This is a genomic window from Pinisolibacter sp. (assembly GCF_036782435.1).
Classification (GTDB): domain Bacteria; phylum Pseudomonadota; class Alphaproteobacteria; order Rhizobiales; family Ancalomicrobiaceae; genus CALBKH01.
Genome location: NZ_DAIPZB010000026.1, coordinates 37198 through 60896, shown reverse-complemented (window position 1 = coordinate 60896; position 23699 = coordinate 37198). Strand labels below are relative to the sequence as shown.

Sequence of the window (23699 nt, the reverse complement as noted above, 5' to 3'; positions counted from 1 at the left end):
ACGTCACGCCGGCTCGATCAGGGTGCGCAGGAAAGCGTCGTTGCGCCAGCGGTAGAACGGCACCGGGCCTTCCGCGGCGAGCTTCGGATCGCCGGCGAGGCGGCTTTCCAGCTCGTCGAGCACGGCGCGGGTGATGGGGGGAAGCTCGGGGCGGGCGCGGGCCTCGTCGAAGCTGACCCAGGCGACGTCCTCGAGTTCGCCCGAGGGGCCGACGCCGCTCTCCAACTGTCCGGCGACGGCATCCGCCGGGATCGCCAGGAAGCGCGTGTCGAAGCGGCGCGGTCGTCCCGGCGGGGTGATGGCGCGGGCGACGAAGCGGATGCGGCCGATCGCCGGAGCGAGGCCGCGCGCCGCGAAGGTGGCGAAGGCGTCGTGCGGGTCGACCTCGGCGCCCGGTGCGGGCCGCGACGCGGTTCCCCCGGCCGAGGTGGCGACGAAGAAGCCCGCCTCCTCGTAGGTCTCGCGGATGGCGGCGATGGCCAGCGCCCGGGCGCGGGCCGCGGTCTTCGGCCCCTTCATCTCGACCATCAGCTTGGCGAGTTCGAGCGGATGGTAATCGTCGGCGGCCGCGGTGCGGCTGTCGGCCGGGTCGACGCGGCCGCCAGGGAACACCCAGGCGCCGGGCATGAATTTGTGGCGCATGTGGCGACGGCCCATCAGCACCCGCATCGGCCCGCCGGCGGCGCGGTCGAGGATGAGCAGCGTGGCGGCGTCGCGGGGGCGGTAGTAGGGAGCCTTGTGGGAACGATCGAGAGCGTTCAGTTCCTCGAGGATGGCTTCGACGGATCTCATGTCGTTCCTTCGGTTCGCGCGATCTTCCGGCCGAAGCCGTGCATGCGGAGCGCCCATTGCAGGCCCACGACGCCGCCCTTGATCGGGCGGATGAGGAGGAGGGCGAGAAGGGCGGTCATCGGCAGCCAGACCGCCATCTGGATCCAGATCTCCGGGCGGAACATCCGCTCGGTGACGAGCAACCCGCTCACCACCAGATGGCCGACGATCAGGATGGTGAGATAGGGCGGCAGGTCGTCGGCGCGGTGGTGGTGCAACTCTTCACCGCAGACGCTACAGGCCGGTGCGACGGCGAGGTAACCGTCGAAGACATGGCCGGTGCCGCAGACCGGGCAGCGACCGCGCAGGCCCCGAACGATCGAGCGCTTGAGCGGCCGCGCCGGACTCTCGTCCCGTTTCGGCTCGCGCTTGCCGCCGCTGCCGCCGTCCTCGAACTGGACCTTCACGTCGCGCTCCTTCCGATCCGCCGCCGTCCCCTCACGTCAGCGGTGTGGCGACCACCTTGGCGTAGGCGGGGCGACGAAGCAATCGCGCGTACCACTCGGCGAGATGGGGATGGTCGGGACGCTCGATCGGCAGATTGAGCCAGACGTGGGCGTAGGAGCCGAAGGGCACGTCGCCGATGCCGAACGCGTCGCCCGAGAACCAGGGATGGTTCGCCAGCGCGGCATCGGCGATCGACGCCAGACGGGCGGTTTCCTCGATGCTCCGGCGGATCGCCGCGTGGTCGCGATTCTCCGGTGCGGTGCGCAACAGGCCGAAGATGGCGTCGCGCATCACGGTGCCGACGGCGTGGTTCCAGTCCATCCACATCTCGGCGACGGCGCGTTCGCCCGGATCGGCGATCCACAGCGTCTCCGCCCCGTATTTCGCCGCGAGATAGCGGACGATGACGTTCGATTCGTAGAGGGTGAGGTCGCCGTCCTGGAGCACGGGCACGAGGCCGTTGGGGTTCATCGCCCGGTATTCGGGCGTGGTCACCACACCGAAGGGACCGCCGGCGTCGAGCCGCTCGTAGGCGAGGCCGAGCTCCTCGGCCACCCACAGCACCTTCTTGACGTTGGCCGAATTGGCGCGGCCCCAGATCTTCAGCATGGCGTTTCCCTCTCGTTGCCATCGAGCTTCGCCGAGGTGGGACATCCGTGCAAGCGCGTAGGGTGGAGCACAGGCCTGCGTGGTTGGCCGAACGTCGGCGCCGATCGGGCCGAACCGGACCTCGCCCCGGTGTCCCGTCTCCCACGAGGGACCTTCGAGCAATTCGCCGGAGCGCCGATCTACCGACTTCGTCGCCTCGATTTCAGCCGTCATCCCCCGCGAGCCGAAGGCGAGGGAAGGGGATCCAGGGACCCTTCGACTCGCTGAACAGCCGCTGGATCCCCTTCCCCTCCGCTTCGCTTCGGCCGGGGATGACGGCTCATGGTCCAAGCGACTTCGGAAGCGGTTTCGAAAACGGTGGATCCCTCGAGAGGAAATCCGCCGAGCCGTCAGTTCCGCCGCGGGGCGCCCTTGCGCCCCCGGCTCGGGCCGCCGCGCACCTTGTTGCGCGCCATCGCGGCGGCGATCCGTTTGCGACCCATGCCGCGCTCGATCGTGCCTTCCGACATCAATTCGAAGCGCAGCGCGCCGGCGAAGGGCTGGGCCTCGACCAGCTTCACCTCGACGGTGTCGCCGAGCCGCCAGGTCTCGCCGGTGCGGCTGCCGATCATCGCGTGGGTCGCCTGATCGTAGACGTAGTAGTCGTCGCCGATGGTGGCGGCCGGGACGAAGCCGTCGGCGCCGCTCTCGTCGAGGCGGACGAACAGGCCCGACTTGGTGACGCCCGAGATCTTGGCGCGGAAGGTGGCGCCGATCTTGTCCATCAGCCAGCGGGCGATGAGCCGGTCGATGGTGTCGCGCTCCGCCGCCATGGCGCGGCGCTCGGCCGCCGAGATCTCGGCGCCGATCGCCTCCAGCTTGTCGTCGACCTGCGGTGGCAGACCGTCGGGGCCGAGATCCAGCGCCCGGATCAGCGCTCGGTGGACGATCAGGTCGGCATAGCGGCGGATCGGCGAGGTGAAGTGGGCGTAGCGCTTCAGATGCAGTCCGAAATGGCCGATGTTCTGCGGATTGTACTCGGCCTGCGCCTGCGAGCGCAGCACCACCTCGTTGACGAGGCCGGCCTTCGGCGTGTCGACGACCTTGGCGAGGATCGCGTTGAACATCGCCGGCTTGAGCCCGCCGCGCGAGGCGAGCTTGATGTCGAGGGTCGAGAGGAACTCCTTCAGCGCCGTCACCTTCTCTTCGGAAGGGGCGTCGTGGATGCGGTAGACCAGTGGCACCCGGTGCTTCTCGAGGGTTTCCGCCGCGGCGACGTTCGCCTGGATCATGAACTCCTCGATCAGCTTGTGGGCGTCGAGACGTTCGGGGACGATCACCCGGTCGACCGTGCCGTCGGGCTTAAGCAGGATCTTGCGCTCGGGCAGGTCGAGTTCCAGCGGTTCGCGGTTGTCGCGTCCGCGCTTCAACACCGCATAAGCCGCCCACAACGGCTTCAGCACGCCGTCGATCAGGGTCTCGGTCTTGCCGTCGAGGCGGCCGTCGATCGCCGCTTGCGCCTGTTGATAGGAGAGCTTGGCCGCCGAGCGCATCAGGATGCGGTGGAAGGTGTGGCTCTTCTTGCGCCCGTCGGCACCGAAGATCATCCGCACCGCCATCGACGGGCGCACCTCGCTCTCCCTCAGCGAACAGAGGTCGTTGGAGATGCGCTCGGGCAGCATCGGCACGACGCGATCGGGGAAATAGACCGAGTTGCCGCGATGCAGCGCCTCGCGATCGAGCGCCGCCCCGGGCCGGACGTAGTGGGCGACGTCGGCGATCGCCACCGTGACGACGAAGCCGCCGGGGTTCTCCGGGTCGGTGTCGGGGGTCGCATGAACCGCGTCGTCGTGGTCCTTGGCGTCGGGCGGGTCGATGGTGACGAGAGGCAGGTCGCGCCAGTCCTCGCGCCGCCCCTGCGGCGCCGGCGTGCAGCTCTCGGCCTCGACCAGTACCGCGGTCGGGAAGACGTGCGGGATGTTGTGGACGTGCAGCGCGATCTCGGAGACGGCGCGCTCCGACGCCATCGAGCCGACGACGGACCGCACCTTGGCGCGAGCGAGGCCGAGACGGCCGCCGGAGCGGATCAGATCGAGGGCGACGAGGTCGTCCTCCTGCGCATCGTTCAGGTCGGCTGTCGAAACCTCGATCTCGCGGCCCTTCTTGTCGATCGGCACGATGCGGGCGCCGCCGGGCACCAGACGGACGACGCCGAGCATCGCCGGCGGCTTCTTGTCGAGGACGCGCAGGATCCGCGCCGCGTAGGTGATGCCCTCCGGCAGATCGTCGTAGTCGTCGACCAGCTTCAGCAGCAGCCGGTCGCCGATGCCGGCGGCGGGACGAGCGGGACCGGCGCGGCGGCCCTTCGGCTCGGGCAGCACCAGCACGAGGGGCGCCGGGCCGTGATCGTCCTCGTCCCATTCGTCGGGCGTGGCGAGGAGTTCGCCGTCGGCGTCGCGACGGGTGACGTCGGCGACGAAGACGTGGGTGAGCTGCCCGGCCGGCGTGAAGTGCTTGCGCCGCTTCTCCACCACGCCCTCGGCCTGCAACTCGCGCAGCACCCGCTTCAGCGCGATCTTGGCGCCGCCGGTGATGCCGAAGGCACGGGCGATGTCGCGTTTGCCGGCGGCGCCGGGGTTCTCGGCGAGAAAGGCGAGCAGTTCTTCGCGGGATGGAAGTGCGTCGCCGAGTTTCGGACGGGTCGCGGGACGGGTGGGGGCGGGGGTCTTCGGGCGGCGGGCCAAGTGCGGTCTCATCAGGCGGATCGGGGCGCCGAGGATAGACCTTCAAGTGGGCGATGTCGCGGCGGATCGGTCCCGCGGCCGATCGTTTCTCAGGCCCAGCGGACGGAGCGATGGTCGACGTCCGCCTCCGCCGCGCGATCGGCGACGGGGCGCCAACCCAGGTCCTGGCGTCGAGACAGCGCCCGCTCGGGATCGAGGAACTCGATCTCGTATTCGCCGACGACGCGGTCGCGACCGGCGGATTTGGCGACGTAGAGCGCCTTGTCGGCCCGAGCGTAGAGCTCGGAGAAGGTCGAGGCGGGCGTGCTCCAGGCGATGCCGATCGAGATCGACGGGTTCACCTCGCCGCGCTCGGTCGACACCACGATGCCGGCGATGCGGCGGCGCATCTCCTCGGCCAGGGCGGAGGCGTGGGCATGGGCGATCTCGGGATCGACGAAGGGGCATTCGATCATCACCGCATATTCCTCGCCGCCCATGCGGCCGAGGACGGCGATCTCGTCGAACATGTCGCGCAGAGTCTCGCCGACCGCGGCGATGACCTCGTCCCCGGCGAGATGGCCGTGGAGGTCGTTGATCGTCTTGAAACGGTCGAGGTCGCCGACGAGCAACGCGACGTAGCGGTGGGCGGTGAGCCGTTCCTCGACGGCGCCGACGAAGGAGCGGTTGTTGAGAAGGCCGGTCTGCTGATCCTTGGCGGCGAGATCGCGCAGGACCTGCGTCGACTTCCACAAGTCCAGGTACATGCTGCCGAATTCCCAGAGGATCGGCAGGGTCAGAAGCCCGGCGATCGCGGCGACGCCGAAAACGGTGACCGCGATCGTTTCGACGCCGGTGTGCCAGCTCTGAATGGCGGCGGCGATCGCTGCGAGAGCGACGATGTAGCTGTTCGTGCGAGCGACGAAGAACCAGAGGTCACGCCGGCAGCGAATGCTGCGGCGCGAAGCCAGTCTGAAGAGCGATCCGATCGCGTTCACGGTTGCCGTTCCTCGTCCCCTCGAGCGCCCGTTCGCCCCTCCAGGCAAAGCTGCTCGAACCGAAGAACGCTAACCGACGGAGTCCTAACATCGGTTTTCCGGATATCGTAAAATACCGAATAACGTTACGTAATCGATATCAAAACGTGCAGCGCCCGTTTCGAGCGCGCTCCGCGAGTGTCGACGGATCGCCGTTCGGCAGCCTCATCGAGGATGCGACGGCAGGATCCGCCGATCGTTCGCCGTCCGGCCGACCGGTTTCGTGCCGGCCGGCGGATCAGTCCTCGGCCTTCGCCTTGCGCGCCGCGGGCTTCTTGGCCGCCGCCGCACTCTTCTTGGCCGGGCTCTTCTTCGCCGCCGGTTTCGCCTCGGCTTTCGCCGGGGCCTTCGCCGCGGCGCTTCTGACCGGCTTTCCGGGCGACTTGGCGGCCTTCTCCGCCAGCAGCGCCACGGCGACGTCGAGGGTCACGCTGTCCGGCGCCATGCCCTTGGGCAGGGTCGCGTTGATCTTGCCGTGATTGACGTAGGGGCCGAAACGGCCGTCGCGCACGGTGATCGAGCCGGAGCCGAGGGAGGGATGCTCGCCGAGGTCCTTCAGCGCCGCCGGTGTGCCGCGGCCGCGGCGTCCACCCGCCTGCTTCTCGGCGATCAGCGTCACGGCGCGGTTGAGGCCGATCTCGAACACCTCGTCGGGGGAAGGCAGGTTGGCGTAGGTGCCGTCGTGCAGCACGAAGGGTCCGAAGCGGCCGAGGCCGGCGGTGATCGGCTTGCCGGTCTCGGGATGGAGGCCGACCTCGCGCGGCAGCGACAGGAGCGCCAGCGCCTTGGCGAGATCCATCGCCGCGGGCGACCAGGTCTTCGGCAGCGACGAGCGCTTGGGCTTGTCGCCCTCGCCGAGCTGGACATAGGGGCCGAAGCGGCCGGCGCGCAGCGTCACTTCGAGGCCGCTCACCGGATCGGTGCCGAGCACCTTCGGCCCGTCGGCCTCGCCGCCTTCACCGCCGTCGCCGTCGACGCCGGTCGCCTGCATCTGGCGGGTGTAGCGGCATTCGGGATAATTCGAGCAGCCGATGAAGGCGCCGAACTTGCCGAGCTTCAGCGACAGCCGGCCGCCACCGCAGGACGGACAGACGCGCGGATCGGAGCCGTCGGCCTTCTCGGGGAAGATGTGGGCGCCGAGGAGTTCGTCGATGGCGTCGAGCACGTCGGCGACGCGCAGCTCCTTGGTCTGCTCGATGGCGGCGGAGAACTCCGCCCAGAAGGCGCGCAGCACCTCCTTCCACGAGGCTTCGTCGGCCGAGATCTTGTCGAGGCTCTCCTCGAGGTCGGCGGTGAAGTCGTATTCGACGTAGCGCCGGAAGAAGCTCTCGAGGAAGGCGATGACGAGGCGGCCCTTGTCCTCGGGGATCAGGCGGCGCTTGTCGAGGGTGACGTATTCACGGTCGCGCAGCACCTGCAGCGTCGCGGCATAGGTGGAGGGCCGGCCGATGCCGAGCTCTTCCATCTTCTTCACCAGCGTCGCTTCGGTGAAACGCGGCGGCGGCTCGGTGAAGTGCTGGTCGACGGTCACCTTGCGGCGGGCGAGCGCATCGCGCTCCGCCATGGCGGGAAGACGCTTGTTCTCCTCGTCCTCCTCGTCGTCACGGCCTTCCGAATAGAGCTTGAGGAATCCGTCGAACTTGACGACCGACCCGGTGGCGCGCAGCGCGACCGTCTCGCCGCCGCCGAGCGCCTCGATGTCGATCGTGGTGCGGTCGAGGATCGCGGACTCCATCTGCGAAGCGACGGTGCGCTTCCAGATCAGCTCGTAGAGCTTGGCCTGTTCGGGCTCGAGGAACTTGGCCACGTCCTTCGGCCGGCGGGCGAGGTCGGTCGGGCGGATCGCCTCGTGCGCCTCCTGGGCGTTCTTCGCCTTGGCGGTGTACTTGCGCGGCACCTCCGGCAGGTAACGGTCGCCGAACTCCTGGCCGATCGCCTTGCGGATCGAGGCGATGCCCTCGGGCGCGATGTCGACGCCGTCGGTACGCATATAGGTGATCAGGCCGACCGTCTCGCCGCCGATCTCGATGCCCTCGTAGAGGCGCTGAGCCACCTGCATGGTGCGCGCCGCGCTCATGCCGAGGGCGTAGCTCGCCGATTGCTGCAGGGTCGAGGTGGTGAAGGGCGGGAAGGGGTGGCGCCTGACCGGCTTCGATTCGATCGAGGCGACCGAGATCGCCGCCTTCTCCAGCACCTCGCGGATGCGGGTCGCCTCGCCGCCGGTCGCGACGTCGAGGCGGCCGAGCTTCTTGCCCTGGAAGCCGACGACCCGGGCGTCGAACTCGTCGCCGGCCGGCGTCGCCAGACGGGCGAGGATCGACCAGTATTCCTGCGGTACGAAGGTCTCGATCTCGTGTTCGCGGTCGCAGATGAGCCGGAGTGCCACCGACTGGACGCGGCCGGCGGAGCGCGCACCGGGGAGCTTGCGCCACAGCACCGGTGACAGCGTGAAGCCGACGAGATAGTCGAGCGCGCGCCGGGCGAGATAGGCGTCGACCAGCGCGACGTCGAGGTCGCGCGGCTTCTTCATCGCGTCGAGCACCGACTGCTTGGTGATGGCGTTGAAGACGACGCGCTCGACCGGCTGGCTCTTCAGGGCGCGCTTGTCGCGCAGCACCTGGAGCACGTGCCAGGAGATCGCCTCGCCCTCGCGATCCGGGTCGGTGGCGAGGATCAGCTTGTCGGCCTTCTTCACGGCTTGCGCGATCTCGGAGAGGCGCTTGGCCGATTTGCCGTCGACCTCCCAGTCCATGGCGAAGTCGTCGTCGGGACGCACCGACCCGTCCTTGGCCGGCAGGTCGCGAACGTGGCCATAGGAGGCCAGCACCGTGAACCCGGAGCCGAGGTACTTGTTGATGGTCTTCGCCTTGGCCGGCGATTCGACGATGACGACGTTCATGAACCGTGTCGCTCCAGAGTCCCGACCGGTCGGACGACGACCGACCCCGAGTGTTCCGTCGGACCGCCCGCACCATGGTGCGAACGATCGCGTCTCGACCGAGCCGCCTCGATGGCGAGCCCTCGGTCCACTCCCTGTTCGCGCGATCCCGATGGGGACCACCGCTCGCGCCGTTGTATCGAAAGGCGAGGGGTGCGATACTCGGAAAAGGGTCGAATACAACCGACTACAACCGAAGCGAGCTTCTCGAAAAGAATATCTCGCTTCGAAGGCTCTCTTGAATGCGACCTCGCGGGAGGTCGGTCAAGGGGCAGACGTCTCCGCGGCACCCGCGACGTCGTTTTCACCCGAGAACCGGAAAAATACAACCGGTGGTAGATAGACGGAAAAACAGCAATCAATACGATCGGATACGGGAAGACGGAAGGTCGGGACGCCGGGTCTCGATCGCCTCCGCTCCCGCTTCCTCCGCCGATCGGACGGGCCGTCGCGCGTCCGAGAGGGGGGCGGAATCCGAGGTGTCCCGGCGGCGAAAGGCGATCGAATGATCGGTGCGGTTCGATCACCGACGAAACCGGACGAAGCGGCTGCCTACATCGAGCAGGTCGCGACGCAGCTGCGCGATCTGGCGCAGAATTCCGGTTACGGCTTCCTCGCCTATCTGATCGACATGGCGCGGCTCGAAGCGGCCTCGAAAGCCGTCGCGCCGTCGCGATCGCAGCCCGAGTGAAGTCCACCTCGGAGCCGCGGCGGCGGCGTTGCGCGCCGCGACGCGAGCGCCCCTTCCGGGCTCGTCCCGTTCTCGATTCTTCTCCGAGTGTGGATGTTCACGGTGGCGGGAAGACGTAGTCGACGATGCCGTGTGCATCGAAACGGCCGTCGAGCATACCGTGGCTCGCCCGCCAGGGACCGGCGAGCCGGCTGTCGGTGAAGGCGTCGGTGATCACCCGCGGAGCGAAGCGGTGCAGCGCCGCCGCCGCCGCCACCAGCGCCACCTGTTCGGTGAGGATGCGGGCCGAGCCCTGATCGGCGATGCAGGCTTCCGCCGCGGCGCGGATGGTTTCCGCCGATTCCGCGCTCGACCGGTGATCGAGGTCGACGGCGATCGCCGCGATCGCCGCCGCGAAGGTCTCCGGTGCCTCGTCGGCGAGACGGAGCACCTCGAGCGCCAGCACGTTGCCGGCGCCCGCCGTCAAGCCGGTCAGCGGCGCATCGCGATAGAAGCGGGCGAGGTCGTGATCCTCGGCGAACCCGTTTCCACCCAGGCACTCGAGCGCCTCCGCGGTGACCGCGACGGCGCTCTTGGCGATCCAGTATTTCGCCGAAGGCACCACCAGACGGGCGTAGGCCGCCTCGCGTTCGTCGGCCTCGGCACGGTCGAGGGCGATGGCGATCCGGATGGCGAGGGCGGTTGCGGCGGCGCCGTCGAGGGCGGCGTCGGCGAGCACCCGCGCCATCAGCGGCTGGTCGAACAGCGGCTCGCCGGCGATGGTGCGATGGCGGACGTGATGGACCGCCCGGGCGAGCGCCCCGCGCATCAGCCCGGTGGCGGTGGTCAGGGCGTCGTGGCGCATCAGCAGCAGCGCGCGTCCGGCGAGATCGAGCGCCTGATCGGGACGGCCGACCGCGACCGCCTCGGCGTCGACGAAGCGCAACTCGGCGATCGCCTCGCCACGCGTCCCGAGCGTCGGCTTCAGCCGTTCGATCTCGACGCCGTTGACCGATCCGTCGTGACGGAAGCGCGGCACCAGGAAGAGCCCGGTTCCCTCCTCGCCGGCCGCCGCGACCAGCACCGCGTCGTTCATCGGCGCGGCGACGAACCAGGCGCGCCCGTCGAGACGCCATTCGCCGGTCTCGGTCGCCGCGACCCGATTGCCGGTCGGCGCCGCCGGGAAGGTGCCGTCGCGTTCGACCAGCCCGAAGCCGAGCGCCACGCCGGCCTTGGCCGAGACCGGGGTGTAGCGATGGTCGTGACGGCGGGAAGAGGCGCGGATCAGCCATTCGGCGCCGACCTCGCCGTCCGCCACGAGCGCGCCGAGGACCGCCGAGGTGGTCGACATCGCCGCGAGATGGGCCGTGTCGGTCTGCGCCGCGAGGAACAGACGCGCGGTCCGCATCACGTGGCGCCGGCCCTTGTCGGGGCTGTCGTCCTCGTGGAGGGAGACGCCGATGCCGGTCTCCGCCGAACGGCGGACCAGTGCGTGGCGGGCCGGATGGTATTCGACGACGCCGAGCCGTTCGCCCCAGGCGTCGCGATCGACGAGGCGCGGCGGGTTCGCCTCGGCGAGGCGGGCGAGTTCCCGGATCTCGGCCGACCCCCAATAGGCGCCGTGCTCCGAGAGTGCCGTCTCGACCTCGGCGGTGAGCACGCTCTCCAGCGCGCCGATCAGGATCGGGTCGTCGTCGAAGAGATTGCGCGGCGCGAAGGACGGTATCCCCGCCGCGCCCGTCTTCCCCGTCGCCCCCGACATGTCCGCCCCCCGATTCGATCGGAGGAAGTGTAGCGGAGGCGGGCCGACAGGGTCAGCCGGCGAGGCGGCTTCGCGCGGCGGACGCGAGGAAGCCCGATCGCGTCTCTCCACGGGCCTTGGCGGCGCGATCGATCTGATCGAGGAGAGTTTCGTCGAGCGAGACGTTCACCCGGACCGACCGTCCGGGGAGGTCGAGGGCGACGAGAGCGACGACCGCTCCTTCGGCGTCCGTTTCGAATTGCGGATCCCGGCGCAACTCGTCGAGACCGCGCAGTCGCGGCAGAGGTTCGCCGTCGGTGATCATCCCCGCGACATGGAAGGCGAGGGCGTCGCGGCCGCGCGCCAAGGCTTCGTCGGCGGTGGCGCCGCCGGCGACACAACCGGGGAAATCCGGGAAGGAAATGCCGAAGTATCCTTCCGCCTCGTGGATCAGAGCGTAGACCTGCGCCATCCCGTTCTCCTCACCAGGTCCATCCCGCTTGCCGGAAGACCGAGCGCAACGTGCCGATCGGGATCTCTCGCACCCCCGTGTCGACCGTGACGCGACCGGGGCGTGTCGGGTGTTTCAGCTGAAGGTGGTCGCCGGGGCCTCGACGCGCGACATACCACCCTTCCGCTTCCAAGCGTTTCACGACGTCCTTGGGACTCATTGTGAGACGCTTGGGGTTCACGCCGGAGTTCTCCGCAGCAATTGTGTATTCATACACACTGCGACCGAGAAGTTCAATCGGACCCGGCCGTTGCGGCGAATCCTCTGGACGGCGGCCCGCCCCGCCCTTGTCTCCAGCCCCCGGACACCGTATGACCTCCTCTTCGATGACCAGCGCTCCATCGAACCCCACCCCCGCCTTTCCCCATCGCCATCTCCTCGGCATCGAGGGGCTTTCGCAGCTCGAGATCCTCGCGCTGCTCGACAAGGCGGAGGAGGAGGTCCACGTCTCCCGTCAGGTGGAGAAGAAGAAGAACGTTCTGCGTGGCCGCACGCAGATCAACCTGTTCTTCGAGGCCTCGACCCGGACCCAGTCGTCGTTCGAGATCGCCGGCAAACGCCTCGGCGCCGATGTGATGAACATGTCGGTCGCCTCGTCCTCGGTGAAGAAGGGCGAGACACTGATCGACACGGCGGCGACGCTCAACGCCATGCGCCCCGACATCCTGGTGGTGCGCCATCACGCCGCCGGCGCGGTGCATCTTCTCGCCCGCAAGGTCTCCTGCTCGGTGATCAACGCCGGTGACGGTGCCCACGAGCACCCGACCCAGGCGCTGCTCGACGCGCTCACCATTCGCCGCCACAAGGGGCGGATCGAGGGCCTGACCGTCGCCATCTGCGGCGACATCGTCCATTCCCGCGTCGCCCGCTCCAACATCCTGCTGCTCAACGCCCTCGGTGCGCGGGTGAAGCTGATCGGGCCGTCGACGCTTCTTCCCTCCGGCGTCGATCGCCTCGGGGTCGAGACCTTCACCGACATGCGCAAGGGGCTGGCGGGCGCCGACATCGTCATGATGCTCAGGCTGCAGCGGGAGCGGATGAACGGCTCCTTCGTGCCCTCGGTGCGCGAGTACTTCCATTATTGGGGCCTCGACCAGGAGAAGCTCGACCACGCCGCGCCGGATGCGCTGGTCATGCATCCCGGTCCGATGAACCGCGGTGTCGAGATCGATCCGGAAGTCGCCGACGGGCCGCAGTCGCTGATCGCCGAACAGGTCGAGATGGGCGTCGCCGTGCGCATGGCGGTGCTCGAAGCGCTCGCCGAACACCTTCCCAACAGCTGAGGCCGCCGATGACGCCGAAAGCTCCCGACGCGCGCCTGGGCGACCGCCGCAGCGCCGATCACCGCCCCACCGTCTTCGCCGGCGCCCGCATCGTCGATCCCTCGCGCGATCTCGACGCGGTCGGCTCGGTGATCGTCGCCGAGGGGCGCATCCTCGCCGCCGGCCCCGAGGTGTTGAACCAGGGTTCGCCGGAAGGCTGGGAAGTGGTCGACGCGCGGGCCAAGGTCATCGTGCCGGGCCTCGTCGACATGCGCGTCTTCCTCGGCGAGCCGGGCCACGAGCATCGCGAGACCTTCGCCTCGGCCAGCCGCGCCGCGGCCGCGGGCGGTGTCACCACCATCGTCACCATGCCCGACACCGATCCGGTGATCGACGATCCGGCGCTGGTCGACTTCGTGCTGCGCCGGGCGCGGGAGGAGGCGGATGTCCGCATCCATCCGATGGCGGCGCTGACCAAGGGCCAGGAGGGCAAGGAGACCACCGAGTTCGGTCTGCTCTCGGAAGCCGGCGCGGTCGCCTTCACCGACGCGCGCCACTCGGTCGCCTCGTCGCTGGTGATGCGCCGGGCGCTGACCTACGCCCGCGATTTCGGCGCGCTGATCGTCCATCACGTCGAGGATCCCTCGCTCGCCGGCGCCGGTGTGGCCACCGAAGGCGAGTTCGCCACCCGCATGGGCCTGCCGGGCATCCCGCGCGAGGCCGAGACGATCATGCTCGAGCGCGACATGCGGCTCGTGGCGCTGACCCGCGGCCGCTATCACGCCAGTCAGGTGTCGACGGCGGATTCGGTCGAGATCCTGCGCATCGCCAAGGCGCGGGGCCTCGACGTCACCGCGGCGGTGTCGATCAATCACCTCTCCCTCAACGAACTCGACATCGGCACCTACCGGTCGTTCCTCAAATTCTCGCCGCCGCTGCGCTCCGAGGACGACCGGCAGGCGATGATCGAGGGGCTCGCCTCCGGCGTCATCGACATCGTCGTCTCCGGTCACGATCCGCAGGACGTCGAGACCAAGCGCCACCCCTTCGCCGAAGCGGCCGACGGCGCGGTCGGGCTCGAGACGCTGGCGGCGGCGGCGCTGCGGCTCGTCCACGACGGTCGGGTCTCGTGGAAGCGGATGGTCGAGGCGTTGTCGCTGCGTCCGGCCGAGCGGCTGGGGCTCGAGGCGGGGCGGCTGTCGCCGGGCGCGCGCGCCGATCTGGCGGTGATCGACCCGGGCATGCCGTGGCTCCTCGACAAGGCGGCGCTCGCCTCGCGCTCGAAGAACACGCCGTTCGAGGACGCGAAATTCGCCGGCCGGGTGGTGCGCACGCTGGTCGGCGGGCGTACGATCCACGTCATCGACTGATCACGCTCGGAGCGGGGTCCCCACGTTGCGGCGCCCGCGAGTCGAAGGCGCTATCCTCCGGTCCTCTCCCCCCTGGAGGGGGAGAGACAGAGAGGGGGGGTGACGGTTCCGCGCCTTAGGCGCTCGATACTCGGGGCGATTCCCCGCCCCCCCCCTCCCTGTCCCTCCCCCTCCAGGGGGGGAGGGGACGATCAGGCGATGGAATGCCCGTTTCGAATCTCGATCGAAATGGGCATACGTCGGATCGGTCGTATCCTTTTCGGAGCCCGCGCCCCATGCTCGCGATCCTCGTCGCTCTGGTCTTCGGTTACGGCCTCGGCTCGATCCCCTTCGGCCTCGTGCTGACGCGTGCCGCCGGGCTCGGCGACATCCGCTCGATCGGTTCGGGCAACATCGGCGCCACCAACGTGCTGCGCACCGGCCGCAAGGGCCTCGCCGCGGCGACGCTCCTCGCCGACGTCTTCAAGGGCACGGTGGCGATCCTGATCGCCCGCCAGTTCGCCGGTGAAGGCGCGGCGATGGCGGCGGGCGTCGGCGCCTTCCTCGGCCATCTCTTCCCGGTCTGGCTCGGCTTCAAGGGCGGCAAGGGAGTGGCGACCTACATCGGCTGCCTCCTCGGCCTCCATTGGCCGGCGGCGCTCGCCTTCTGCGGCGTGTGGCTGGCGATGGCGGGGATCTTCCGCATCTCGTCGCTGGCGGCGCTGACCGCCTCCGCGGTGGTGCCGGTGGCGATGTGGATCGGCGGTTGGGTCTCGACGACGCTCGCCGCGGTGCTGATCGCCCTCGCCGTGCTTGTGTGGATCCGCCACAAGGAGAACATCGCCCGGCTGCTGGCCGGCACCGAGCCGAAGATCGGCAAGAAGAAGGACGCACCGGCGGCGTCGGACGTCTGACCCGGCGGCGGCGAACGGCCGGCGAAGATCTCGAATTCGATGTCCGTCATGGCCGAACTCGGCCCGCGGCCGCTCGGCGCGGCCCGCGCGGCTCCGGCGGCGCGAACGCGCCTCCTTCCTTCTCCCGCGAGGGAGCCGGTGCGTAATTCGTCCGAGCGGCGAATGGCCGATTTCGTCGCCCAGAAGTCGACCGTCATCCCCGGCGAGCCGAAGGCGAGGGAAGGGGATCCATGGTCTCCACTCGTTGAAACGCCCATGGATCCCCTTCCCCTGCGCTTCGCTTCGGCCGGGGATGACGGTCCATGGTCCGGGTGATGCCGGTGGCAACTTCGAAGCGGAAGATCCGCCGGGTCGAAAATTGCGCGAAGGTCCCGCGACGGGAGAAGGCGGCTTCGTATCCTGGTCCGACGGTGTGAGACCGAGCCGACGGCACGAGGCCGGGCCGACGAGCCGAGAATCGGATCGGAGGGGAACGCCCGTCAGTGGATCGGCGGCACGGCGTCCTGGACCGCGGCCTGCCGCAGCGCCGCCTCGGGCGAGGCGGGGACGAGCTTCTCGTGGTGTGCCGTGAGGAGAGCGACGAGGGTGGCGGCGACGCCGATGGTGACGATCAGGCGCCGCGAATGGTCTTTGTGCGTATGCATTTCGAGTCGGCCTTTCGGAGGCGAGTTCTTACTCTCCATCCCGACATTTTTCCATGCGCCCGACTGCGTAGGCAATACGGACGATGAATTTTCCGAGGTCTTCGTCTCGGTCTCCGGATGTGAACATACGCGTTCGATTTACTTGACACGGGCCGGGCGAAGTCTGACCGGTATGGTGGTTTGGACATGGCGGGCGGCGTGGTGGCGCCGGCCTCTCGACGCGCACTTCCGGGCTCCGGCCCGGAGCAGCCTCCCGCCGACCGTGCGAAAACGCGACACGCCCCGGAAGGGGCGCGTCCTTCTTCATGGGATATGTGCATTGTGGGAGACCGCCCGGTCTCGTCACTTTTCCTTGCGCACACCCTTGAACGGAGTGCCGTCCTTCTTCCCATCCATGAACCTGCCGGTGTCGGCGTCGCGTTTGGTCCATGTCTCGGTCTTCGGATTGAAGACCTGGGAGCGATCTCTGACAGCCCCGTTGCGGTGGCCGTCGCCAGACGGAGGATTGGTCGCCATGATATTTTCACCTGTAGAAAATCGCCGGCGTTCCGCTCGACTCTCATCACCGAATCCGCAACAGTCCTGGGTGCTAACGAGGATGCTGTTTCGGCAGTGTTCGTCGCCCGTCAGTAGTCCGGCTAGGGCTTCACGGGTAGAGCCGGGGAGGCGACTCCTCGGCTTTTTCTTTCTCAGGTTGATTCCTGATTTGTTCGATTTATGATTTCCGCGCACCCAGGAGGTGCGCGGAATTCGCCATTCCCTGCGGTGTTGCTTCACGAGCAGCCGCTCGTGCTCCCGCAGGTGTCGCACTTCAGGCAGGTGCCGTTGCGCACCATGGTGAAGTTGCCGCACTCGGTGCAGGCCTCGCCCTCGTAGCCCTTCATGCGGGCTTCGGCGCGACGCTCGGCGACGGTGTCGGTCTTCGCCTCGGTCTTGCCGGCGGTGGCCGGACGGGTCTCGTAGGCCGCGTCCTGCTTCAGCGCCGTTGCGCCGAAGACGGCGGCGATCGCCGAGGCAGCGGTCTGGGTGTGGGAGACGGAGCCCGCCGGCTGGCCGCCGGAGGTCGACTTCGCCCCTTCCACCACCTTCAGACGCTCGGCCACCTTGCCGCGAACGAGGCCGCGGGAGACCACCGCTTCCGGGCCCGGAGTGGGCTTGGAGCCCTCCTCGACGCCGGAGCCCATGGCGGTGGCGCCGATGTCCTCGGGCTTGACGTGGGCGAGGTCGTGGCGGCCGAGATAGGAGACCGCCAGCTCGCGGAACACGTAGTCGAGGATCGACGTGGCGTTCTTGATCGCCTCGTTGCCGAGCACCATGCCGGCCGGCTCGAAGCGGGTGAAGGTGAAGGCGTCGACGTATTCCTCGAGCGGCACGCCGTACTGCAGGCCCAGCGACACCGCGATGGCGAAGTTGTTCATCAACGAGCGGAAGGCGGCGCCTTCCTTGTGCATGTCGATGAAGATCTCGCCGATGCGACCGTCGTCGTATTCGCCGGTGCGCAGGTAGACCTTGTGCCCGCCGACGATCGCCTTCTGGGTGTAGCCCTTGCGGCGGTTCGGCAGCTTCTCACGGTTGCGGACGTTGCGCTCGATGATCCGTTCGACGATCCGTTCGGCCATGACCGCGGCGCGCGACTGCGCCGGCTCGCTCGACCGCATCGCCTCGATCGCCTCTTCCGCCTCGTCCTCGTCGTCGGCGACGAGCTGGGCGTTCAGCGGCTGCGACAGCTTGGAGCCGTCGCGATAGAGCGCGTTGGCCTTGAGCGCCAGACGCCAGGACAGGAGATAGGCGTTCTTGCAGTCCTCGACGGTGGCGTCGTTGGGCATGTTGATGGTCTTGGAGATCGCCCCCGAGATGAACGGCTGGGCCGCCGCCATCATGCGGATGTGGCTCTCCACCGAGAGGAAGCGCTTGCCCGTCCGACCGCAGGGGTTGGCGCAGTCGAAGACCGGCAGATGCTCGGCCTTGAGGAACGGCGCGCCCTCGACCGTCATGGCGCCGCAGACGTGGATGTTGGCGGCTTCGATCTCGGCCTTGGTGAAGCCGAGCGCCGGCAGCATCTCGAAGGACGGATCGTTCAGCTGCTCGGCCGAGAAGCCGAGGGTATCGACGCAGAAGGCCTCGCTCAGCGTCCACTTGTTGAACACGAACTTGATGTCGAAGGCCGACTTGAGACCTGCGGCGACCTTGGTCAGCGCCTCGTCGGTGAAGCCGCGCGCCTTCAGCGTGGTCGGGTTGACGCCCGGCGCCTGATCGATCGAGCCGTGACCGACGGCGTAGGCCTCGATCTCGGCGATCTCGCTCTCACGGTAGCCGAGGACGCGCAGCGCCGAGGTCACCGACTGGTTGATGATCTTGAAGTAGCCGCCGCCGGCCAGCTTCTTGAACTTCACCAGGGCGAAGTCGGGCTCGATGCCGGTGGTGTCGCAGTCCATCACCAGGCCGATGGTGCCGGTGGGCGCCACGACCGAGACCTGGGCGTTGCGGTAGCCGAACTTCTCGCCGAGCGCCGCCGCCTCGTCCCAGGCGCGGGTGGCGGCGGTGATCAGCCCCTTGTTCGGGCAGGAGGCGTGGTCGAGCGGCACCGGGGCGATCGACAGCTTCTCGTAGCCCTCCGCTTCGCCGCGGGCGGCGCGGGCGTGGTTGCGGATGACCCGCAGCATCTCCTCGGCGTTCTCGGCGTAGCCGGGGAAGGCGCCGAGTTCCTTGGCCATCTCGGCCGAGGTGGCGTAGGCGACGCCGGTCATGATCGACGACAGCGCCCCGCAGATCGCCCGGCCTTCCGGGCTGTCGTAGGGGATGCCCGAGGTCATCAACAGGCCGCCGATGTTGGCGTAGCCGAGGCCGAGGGTGCGGTAGCGATAGGAGAGTTCGGCGATCTCCTTCGACGGGAACTGCGCCATCAGCACCGAGATCTCGAGCACGATCGTCCACAGACGGCAGGTGTGCTCGTAGCGGTCGATGTCGAAGCCGTTGTCGGCGGTGCGATAGGGCAGGAGGTTGATCGAGGCGAGATTGCAGGCCGTGTCGTCGAGGAACATGTACTCGGAGCACGGATTGGAAGCGCGGATCTCACCGGACGCCGGGCAGGTGTGCCAGTCGTTGATGGTGGTGTGGAACTGGATGCCGGGATCGGCCGAGGCCCAGGCGGCGTGACCGATGTCCTCCCACAGGGCGCGGGCGTCGATGGTCTTCTTGATCTTGCCGTCGGTGCGGCGGATCAGGTCCCACTTGCCGTCGCTCTCGACCGCCTTGAGGAAGCCGTCGGTGACGCGCACCGAGTTGTTCGAGTTCTGGCCGGAGACGGTCAGATAGGCTTCCGAATCCCAATCGGTGTCGAACACGGGGAAGTGGATGTCGGTGTAGCCCTGGCGGGCGAACTGGATCACCCGCTTGATGTAGTTCTCCGGCACCGCGGCCTTCTTGGCGGCGCGGATTTCGCGCTTCAGCGCCGGGTTCTTCGCCGGATCGAAGCAGTCGTCGTTCGAGCCCTCGCAGTTGACGCAGGCCTTCATCACCGCCGAGAGATGCTTGGCGACGGTCTTGGAACCGGTGACGAGGGCGGCGACCTTCTGCTCCTCCTTCACCTTCCAGTTGACGTATTCCTCGATGTCGGGGTGATCGACGTCGACGACGACCATCTTGGCGGCGCGGCGGGTGGTGCCGCCCGACTTGATGGCGCCGGCGGCGCGGTCGCCGATCTTGAGGAAGCTCATCAGGCCGGAGGAACGGCCGCCGCCGCCCAGCCGCTCGCCTTCGCCGCGCAGCCGGGAGAAGTTGGAGCCGGTGCCGGAGCCGTACTTGAACAGGCGCGCCTCGCGCACCCAAAGGTCCATGATGCCGCCGTCGTTGACGAGGTCGTCGGCGACCGACTGGATGAAGCAGGCGTGCGGCTGCGGATGCTCGTAGGCCGAGGCCGAGCGGACGAGCTCGCCGGTGGCGAAATCGACGTAGAAGTGGCCCTGCGACGGACCGTCGATGCCGTAGGCCCAATGCAGACCGGTGTTGAACCACTGCGGGCTGTTGGGGGCGACGAGCTGGAGGGCGAGCTGGGCGCGCAGCTCGTCGAAGAAGGCGAGGGCATCGGCCTCGGCGTCGAAATAGCCGCCCTTCCAGCCCCAGTAGGTCCAGGTGCCGGCGAGACGGTCGAAGACCTGACGGGCGTCGTTCTCCGAACCCCAGCGCTCCTTCTCGGGCAGCTCGGCGAGGGCCGCCTCGTCGGGCACCGAACGCCACAGCCAGGACGGAACGGTCGATTCCTCGACGCGCTTCAGCCGCGCCGGCACGCCCGCTTTACGGAAATACTTCTGGGCGAGGATGTCGGCGGCCACCTGGGAGAAGGCGGCCGGCACTTCGATGCCGTCGAGCTTGAACACCACCGAGCCGTCCGGATTGCGGATCTCGCTCGTGGTGGTGCGGAATTCGATCGCCTGATAGGGCGAACGGCCGGCCGTCGTGAAGCGACGTTCGATGCGCATGTCCTTCGATCCTCGAGCCCTTCGGGAAGCGCCTCTCCGGCCTTCCTCCCGATTCCGTCTTTCCCATGAGGCGGTGGCCGCCTCGCTTCGATGATTCCGTCCTGAGGAACGGGATATCTTGTGGTCAGCGTGCTCGCAAACACTAAATGTAGGGTTAACGAGGTCCTTCCACAAGGCGTGAGGCCGGCGCTGGCGGCGATGCGGACACGGAACCGCGTCGCCCCGGAACACGTCGAACGACGCAGCCCGGAAGCCTCGATCACACTCTTTTTTCACTCAGGAGATCCGGTGGGCTCGGACGACCGGCGCCGCGCGGTACTGAACGAGGAAAAAGCTAGTCCGAGTCCGGAAGGAGCGTCAAGCGCTTGGGTGTTTCGACGTAGCGCCGGCTAAATATGGTGGGCCACCGTGTGGAAAACGGGGACGACGGAAGCGCCGCCGAGGGACCTCTCGGCGATCTCTAAAATTCGAATCGAATTCCTTGAAAATGCAGCGTTTCGATTGAACCCGGTCTTCAGACGGATGTGAGAAGGTGGCTTCGCGTCGATCTCCAGCGAACCGGGCGAAGGCCGTCGGAACGTTGTCGGAATCGGCGCGGCGCGCCGCTTTTCCCGGTTTCACCGGGGAGGGGCGGGGTGTCCCGGGGGAAGGCTCCGAGGGGTCCTGCGGCCGGCGGCCGAAGGAGCGGAGCCACGGTGGGGAACGGTCCATGTCGGACATCCGAATCAATCGCGCGCACGACGTCGCCCTCGAAGATCTCGACGTCGTCGTGGTCGACGATTCCAAGCCCATGCAGACGATCGTCCGGTCGATGCTGAACGCCGCCCGCGTCCATCGGGTGCGCACCTTCGACAACGCCGGCGAGGCCTACCGTTCGATGCTGGTGGAGCCGCCGCATCTCCTGATCACCGATTGGAACCTGCCGGATGCCGATGGCCTGTCGCTCGTCCGTTCGATGCGCGATCCGCGCTCCGGACCGCTGGTCTCGGTGCCGGTGATTCTCATCACCGGTCACGCCACCCGCAATCTGGTGGAGAAGGCGATCGCTTCGGGGATCCATTTCGTCCTCGCCAAGCCCTTGTCGCCGTCGAACGTGCTGAAGCGCATCGACGCGGCGATCCACGACGATCGCGCTTTCGTGCTCGATCGGACGCGCGGCTACTTCGTGTTGCAGGGCGCCGACGAACTGCTCGCCGGCCAGCGCCAGCGCTGGCGCGAACTGCAGGAGGGAACGCTGCGCGCCCCGACGAACGCCGTCGAACGGCCGGCGCCGAGCGACCAGCCCGCCCGAGTGACGTCGGCGCCGCCGGTCGCCGCGGCGAAACCCGCCCAGCCGGCCCCGGCGCCGAAGGTCTCCAAGGCGTCCCGCGTTCCGCTCGATCGCCGCCATGCGGCCGGCTTCGGCGCGCCGACGACGCGTCGGGACCCCGCCGAAACGTCGACTGGACAGGCGTCGCATCAGGCGTCATAACGGCCTCGACATCCGAGCGAGGCCTTGTCGATGAAGCAGTTCTGGATCTTCTTGTTCACTTGGTGGAAGGGGCAGACCTTCGGCACCTGGTGGCACACCCGTCTCAACGGCGAATTGGTCGGCGAGGACGAGTTCGGCAACCGCTACTACCGGACCAAGGGCGGCAAGATCGATCCCTATTTCGGCCACGAGCGCCGTTGGGTGATCTACGCCGGCGAAGCCGACGCCTCGGCCATTCCGCCGGGCTGGCACGGTTGGATGCACCATCGGACCGACGTGCCGCCGAGCCGGGAGACGGGCTACACCCCCTGGCCCTGGCAGAAGCCGCATCGCCCCAATCCCACCGGCACCCCCGCGGCCCATCGCCCGCAGGGCTCGATCCTGGGTTCCGGCAAGCCCGCCGGCGCCGCCGGCTACCGGGCTTGGCAGCCGGAGTGAGGCCGGGGCGGCGAGGAACGCGGCGACCTGCGCGCTTCGCCATCTCCTCGCCACGAGTGGCGGTCATCGATCGGCGGTGACGGTGGTTCGATCCGCCGCACCGCCGTTTCCATGCCGTCCGACCGTTTCGGAGCGACGATGACGACCACCTCGATGATCCCGCCGAAGACGTCCCGGCGCCGGAGCCTCGGACGTTTCGCGTTCGTGCCGGTCGCGCTCCTCATCGCCGGCGCCGCGGTGGCCGCGCCGCCGAAGCGCGCGCAGGTTTCCGAGGACGGCACCAAGATCGCCACGCCGATCGCCTCGTTCTCGGGCCTCGACAAGATCACCGGGCGGATCATCTCCTTCGACGTCGCCATCGACGAGACGGTGCAGTTCGGCGCGCTGCAGGTGACGCCGCGGGTCTGCTACACCCGGCCGCAGACCATGGCGCCGCTGACGACCACCTTCGTCGAGGTCGACGAGATCACCCTCGACAACAAGATCCGCCGCATCTTCACCGGCTGGATGTTCGCCGACAGCCCCGGCCTCCACGCGGTCGAGCACGCCGTCTACGATGTGTGGCTGACCGACTGCAAGATGTCGACCGACGACCCGGCGGCGCGCGCCAAGGCCGGCATTCCGGCGACGCCGCCGACCGAAGGCGAGACCGCCGAGACCGAGCCAGCGGCTCCGGCGGCGCCCGCGGCCCCGGCGAAGCCGGCGGCCAAGCCGCAGCCCGCCGCAGCCGAAAAGCCCGCCGCGCCGCGTCCGCCGGCGCCGAAGGCCGACGCCGGCGCGCCGCCCGAGGTGGCACCACCTTCCGTCGCCGCGCCGAAGCCGAACGGCACGCCGCTGCCGACCCGCAGCGAATTGCCGCCGCTGCGCTGACGCGAAGGCCGCCGCCGTCCATAGATCACCCGGGACATGCCGTCGGCCGCGCCTCTGCGACCGACCCGCCGTCGATCACTCCGCCGCCGGCTCGGCGAGAAGCTCCGTGACGCGCGCACCCGCCACCGTTTCGCCGGGACCGCCCAGCCGATGGAAGTCGGCGGTGAAGGCGAGGGCCTGCTCCAGGCGGGCGCGATAGGCGCGGCGGGGGATCTCGACGGCGCCGAATCGCCCGAGATGGGCGGTGAGGAACTGGGTGTCGAGCAGGACGAAGTCTCCGACCTTCAGCCGCGCCACGAGATGCGCCAGCGCCACCTTCGAGGCGTCGGTGACGCGAGAGAACATGCTCTCGCCGAAGAAGGCGCCGCCGAGCGACACGCCGTAGAGGCCGCCGACCAGCTCGCCGTCCTTGCGGCACTCGACCGTGTGGACCATCCCGCGCCGGTAGAGTTCGCCGTAGAGTCGGCGGATCTCGGCGTTGATCCAGGTGCCCTGGCGGCCGGGAGCGGGGGCGGCGCAGCCGGCGACGACGCCCTCGAAGTCGGTGTCGCAGGTGACCGCGAAACCATCGCCGCGGACGGTGCGGGCGAGGCGGCGGGAGAGGTGGAAGCCGTCGAGCGGCAGGATGCCACGCTTCTCCGGCTCGACCCAGAAGAGATCGGGGTCGTCGGCGGTTTCGGCCATCGGAAAGATGCCGATCGAATAGGCCCGGATCAGGGTCTCGGCGGTGATCCGATGGAAAGGACGGGCCACGGAGATCTCCGAAGAGAAGACCCCCGGACGGGAC

At 68.6% G+C, this 23699-nt stretch carries 20 protein-coding genes; 7 read left to right on the top strand and 13 right to left on the bottom strand.

Annotation, left to right across the window (positions count from 1 at the left end; genetic code table 11):
• Nucleotides 1-3 precede the first annotated feature (3 nt).
• From V7Q42_RS12665 to topA, 6 genes are all read right to left on the bottom strand, one after another.
• A complete protein-coding gene (locus V7Q42_RS12665) occupies nucleotides 4-792 on the bottom strand; it encodes an NUDIX hydrolase (RefSeq protein WP_333824445.1) in 789 nt (262 codons plus the stop codon).
• Nucleotides 789-1238: a DUF983 domain-containing protein gene (locus tag V7Q42_RS12660; protein WP_333824444.1), complete on the bottom strand. Its 450-nt coding sequence runs from the start codon at nucleotides 1236-1238 to the stop codon at nucleotides 789-791. Before V7Q42_RS12660 ends, V7Q42_RS12665 begins: the two co-directional genes overlap by 4 nt.
• 31 nt (nucleotides 1239-1269) lie before the next feature.
• Complete coding sequence (locus V7Q42_RS12655; RefSeq protein WP_333824443.1) at nucleotides 1270-1887, bottom strand: glutathione S-transferase family protein; 618 nt, start codon at nucleotides 1885-1887, stop codon at nucleotides 1270-1272.
• Nucleotides 1888-2276: 389 nt separating this feature from the next.
• The gene (rnr, locus tag V7Q42_RS12650; protein ID WP_333824442.1) at nucleotides 2277-4622 is read right to left on the bottom strand and encodes a ribonuclease R; all 2346 of its coding nucleotides are present in this window, start codon (nucleotides 4620-4622) and stop codon (nucleotides 2277-2279) included.
• A gap of 77 nt (nucleotides 4623-4699) precedes the next feature.
• On the bottom strand, nucleotides 4700-5587 hold the full coding sequence (locus V7Q42_RS12645) for a GGDEF domain-containing protein (protein ID WP_333824441.1): 888 nt from the start codon (nucleotides 5585-5587) through the stop codon (nucleotides 4700-4702).
• A gap of 277 nt (nucleotides 5588-5864) precedes the next feature.
• On the bottom strand, nucleotides 5865-8525 hold the full coding sequence (topA, locus tag V7Q42_RS12640; protein WP_333824440.1) for a type I DNA topoisomerase: 2661 nt from the start codon (nucleotides 8523-8525) through the stop codon (nucleotides 5865-5867).
• A 544-nt stretch (nucleotides 8526-9069) separates the two neighbouring features.
• Between topA and V7Q42_RS12635 the strand changes: the two genes are divergently transcribed.
• Nucleotides 9070-9255 carry a hypothetical protein gene (locus V7Q42_RS12635; protein ID WP_333824439.1) on the top strand — a complete coding sequence of 62 codons (186 nt, stop codon included), beginning with the start codon at nucleotides 9070-9072 and terminating at the stop codon, nucleotides 9253-9255.
• 97 nt (nucleotides 9256-9352) lie between these two features.
• Here the strand turns inward: V7Q42_RS12635 and V7Q42_RS12630 are convergent, their stop codons facing one another.
• The 3 genes from V7Q42_RS12630 to V7Q42_RS12620 are packed head-to-tail and all read right to left on the bottom strand — an operon-like array spanning nucleotide 9353 to nucleotide 11646.
• Entirely contained in the window at nucleotides 9353-10996 is a 1644-nt protein-coding gene (locus V7Q42_RS12630) for an acyl-CoA dehydrogenase family protein (protein ID WP_333824438.1), read from the bottom strand.
• Between the two features lie 52 nt (nucleotides 10997-11048).
• Nucleotides 11049-11447, bottom strand: coding sequence for a type II toxin-antitoxin system HicB family antitoxin (locus V7Q42_RS12625; protein ID WP_333824437.1), 399 nt, complete (start codon nucleotides 11445-11447; stop codon nucleotides 11049-11051).
• A 10-nt stretch (nucleotides 11448-11457) separates the two neighbouring features.
• Complete coding sequence (locus tag V7Q42_RS12620; RefSeq protein ID WP_333824458.1) at nucleotides 11458-11646, bottom strand: type II toxin-antitoxin system HicA family toxin; 189 nt, start codon at nucleotides 11644-11646, stop codon at nucleotides 11458-11460.
• Nucleotides 11647-11812: 166 nt separating this feature from the next.
• Here V7Q42_RS12620 and V7Q42_RS12615 point away from each other — a divergent pair, with 166 nt between their 5' ends.
• The 3 genes from V7Q42_RS12615 to plsY all read left to right on the top strand — a co-directional run bounded on the left by V7Q42_RS12615 (nucleotide 11813) and on the right by plsY (nucleotide 15011).
• A complete protein-coding gene (locus tag V7Q42_RS12615) occupies nucleotides 11813-12769 on the top strand; it encodes an aspartate carbamoyltransferase catalytic subunit (RefSeq protein WP_333824436.1) in 957 nt (318 codons plus the stop codon).
• Nucleotides 12770-12777: 8 nt separating this feature from the next.
• The gene (locus tag V7Q42_RS12610) at nucleotides 12778-14118 is read left to right on the top strand and encodes a dihydroorotase (RefSeq protein ID WP_333824435.1); all 1341 of its coding nucleotides are present in this window, start codon (nucleotides 12778-12780) and stop codon (nucleotides 14116-14118) included.
• A gap of 275 nt (nucleotides 14119-14393) precedes the next feature.
• Nucleotides 14394-15011, top strand: coding sequence for a glycerol-3-phosphate 1-O-acyltransferase PlsY (plsY, locus tag V7Q42_RS12605; protein ID WP_333824434.1), 618 nt, complete (start codon nucleotides 14394-14396; stop codon nucleotides 15009-15011).
• Between the two features lie 479 nt (nucleotides 15012-15490).
• Here plsY and V7Q42_RS12600 read toward each other — a convergent pair whose 3' ends face one another.
• The 3 genes from V7Q42_RS12600 to V7Q42_RS12590 all read right to left on the bottom strand — a co-directional run bounded on the left by V7Q42_RS12600 (nucleotide 15491) and on the right by V7Q42_RS12590 (nucleotide 20133).
• Nucleotides 15491-15655 (bottom strand): hypothetical protein, encoded by a 165-nt coding sequence (locus V7Q42_RS12600; RefSeq protein ID WP_333824433.1) that lies wholly within the window; start codon nucleotides 15653-15655, stop codon nucleotides 15491-15493.
• 342 nt (nucleotides 15656-15997) lie between these two features.
• Nucleotides 15998-16171, bottom strand: coding sequence for a hypothetical protein (locus V7Q42_RS12595; RefSeq protein ID WP_333824432.1), 174 nt, complete (start codon nucleotides 16169-16171; stop codon nucleotides 15998-16000).
• Between the two features lie 257 nt (nucleotides 16172-16428).
• On the bottom strand, nucleotides 16429-20133 hold the full coding sequence (locus tag V7Q42_RS12590) for a vitamin B12-dependent ribonucleotide reductase (protein ID WP_333824431.1): 3705 nt from the start codon (nucleotides 20131-20133) through the stop codon (nucleotides 16429-16431).
• 709 nt (nucleotides 20134-20842) lie between these two features.
• Between V7Q42_RS12590 and V7Q42_RS12585 the strand changes: the two genes are divergently transcribed.
• The 3 genes from V7Q42_RS12585 to V7Q42_RS12575 all read left to right on the top strand — a co-directional run bounded on the left by V7Q42_RS12585 (nucleotide 20843) and on the right by V7Q42_RS12575 (nucleotide 22912).
• Complete coding sequence (locus V7Q42_RS12585) at nucleotides 20843-21604, top strand: response regulator (protein WP_333824430.1); 762 nt, start codon at nucleotides 20843-20845, stop codon at nucleotides 21602-21604.
• Nucleotides 21605-21634: 30 nt separating this feature from the next.
• Nucleotides 21635-22042, top strand: a complete 408-nt coding sequence (locus tag V7Q42_RS12580; RefSeq protein WP_333824429.1) for an NADH:ubiquinone oxidoreductase subunit NDUFA12 — start codon at nucleotides 21635-21637, stop codon at nucleotides 22040-22042.
• A gap of 153 nt (nucleotides 22043-22195) precedes the next feature.
• A complete protein-coding gene (locus V7Q42_RS12575; RefSeq protein WP_442958194.1) occupies nucleotides 22196-22912 on the top strand; it encodes a DUF2155 domain-containing protein in 717 nt (238 codons plus the stop codon).
• Nucleotides 22913-22987: 75 nt separating this feature from the next.
• Here V7Q42_RS12575 and aat read toward each other — a convergent pair whose 3' ends face one another.
• Complete coding sequence (gene aat, locus V7Q42_RS12570; protein ID WP_333824428.1) at nucleotides 22988-23665, bottom strand: leucyl/phenylalanyl-tRNA--protein transferase; 678 nt, start codon at nucleotides 23663-23665, stop codon at nucleotides 22988-22990.
• Nucleotides 23666-23699 lie beyond the last annotated feature (34 nt).

Bases quoted from the DNA above. Each gene is read 5' to 3' on its own strand.
- V7Q42_RS12630 (WP_333824438.1), bottom strand. From the start codon at position 10,996: ATGTCGGGGGCGACGGGGAAGACGGGCGCGGCGGGGATACCGTCCTTC.
- V7Q42_RS12635 (WP_333824439.1), top strand. From the start codon at position 9,070: ATGATCGGTGCGGTTCGATCACCGACGAAACCGGACGAAGCGGCTGCC.
- V7Q42_RS12665 (WP_333824445.1), bottom strand. From the start codon at position 792: ATGAGATCCGTCGAAGCCATCCTCGAGGAACTGAACGCTCTCGATCGT.
- V7Q42_RS12595 (WP_333824432.1), bottom strand. From the start codon at position 16,171: ATGGCGACCAATCCTCCGTCTGGCGACGGCCACCGCAACGGGGCTGTC.
- V7Q42_RS12575 (WP_442958194.1), top strand. From the start codon at position 22,196: ATGATCCCGCCGAAGACGTCCCGGCGCCGGAGCCTCGGACGTTTCGCG.
- topA (WP_333824440.1), bottom strand. From the start codon at position 8,525: ATGAACGTCGTCATCGTCGAATCGCCGGCCAAGGCGAAGACCATCAAC.
- V7Q42_RS12590 (WP_333824431.1), bottom strand. From the start codon at position 20,133: ATGCGCATCGAACGTCGCTTCACGACGGCCGGCCGTTCGCCCTATCAG.
- V7Q42_RS12580 (WP_333824429.1), top strand. From the start codon at position 21,635: ATGAAGCAGTTCTGGATCTTCTTGTTCACTTGGTGGAAGGGGCAGACC.
- V7Q42_RS12600 (WP_333824433.1), bottom strand. From the start codon at position 15,655: ATGCATACGCACAAAGACCATTCGCGGCGCCTGATCGTCACCATCGGC.
- V7Q42_RS12625 (WP_333824437.1), bottom strand. From the start codon at position 11,447: ATGGCGCAGGTCTACGCTCTGATCCACGAGGCGGAAGGATACTTCGGC.
- V7Q42_RS12615 (WP_333824436.1), top strand. From the start codon at position 11,813: ATGACCAGCGCTCCATCGAACCCCACCCCCGCCTTTCCCCATCGCCAT.
- V7Q42_RS12585 (WP_333824430.1), top strand. From the start codon at position 20,843: ATGTCGGACATCCGAATCAATCGCGCGCACGACGTCGCCCTCGAAGAT.
- V7Q42_RS12620 (WP_333824458.1), bottom strand. From the start codon at position 11,646: ATGAGTCCCAAGGACGTCGTGAAACGCTTGGAAGCGGAAGGGTGGTAT.
- V7Q42_RS12610 (WP_333824435.1), top strand. From the start codon at position 12,778: ATGACGCCGAAAGCTCCCGACGCGCGCCTGGGCGACCGCCGCAGCGCC.
- plsY (WP_333824434.1), top strand. From the start codon at position 14,394: ATGCTCGCGATCCTCGTCGCTCTGGTCTTCGGTTACGGCCTCGGCTCG.
- V7Q42_RS12655 (WP_333824443.1), bottom strand. From the start codon at position 1,887: ATGCTGAAGATCTGGGGCCGCGCCAATTCGGCCAACGTCAAGAAGGTG.
- rnr (WP_333824442.1), bottom strand. From the start codon at position 4,622: ATGAGACCGCACTTGGCCCGCCGCCCGAAGACCCCCGCCCCCACCCGT.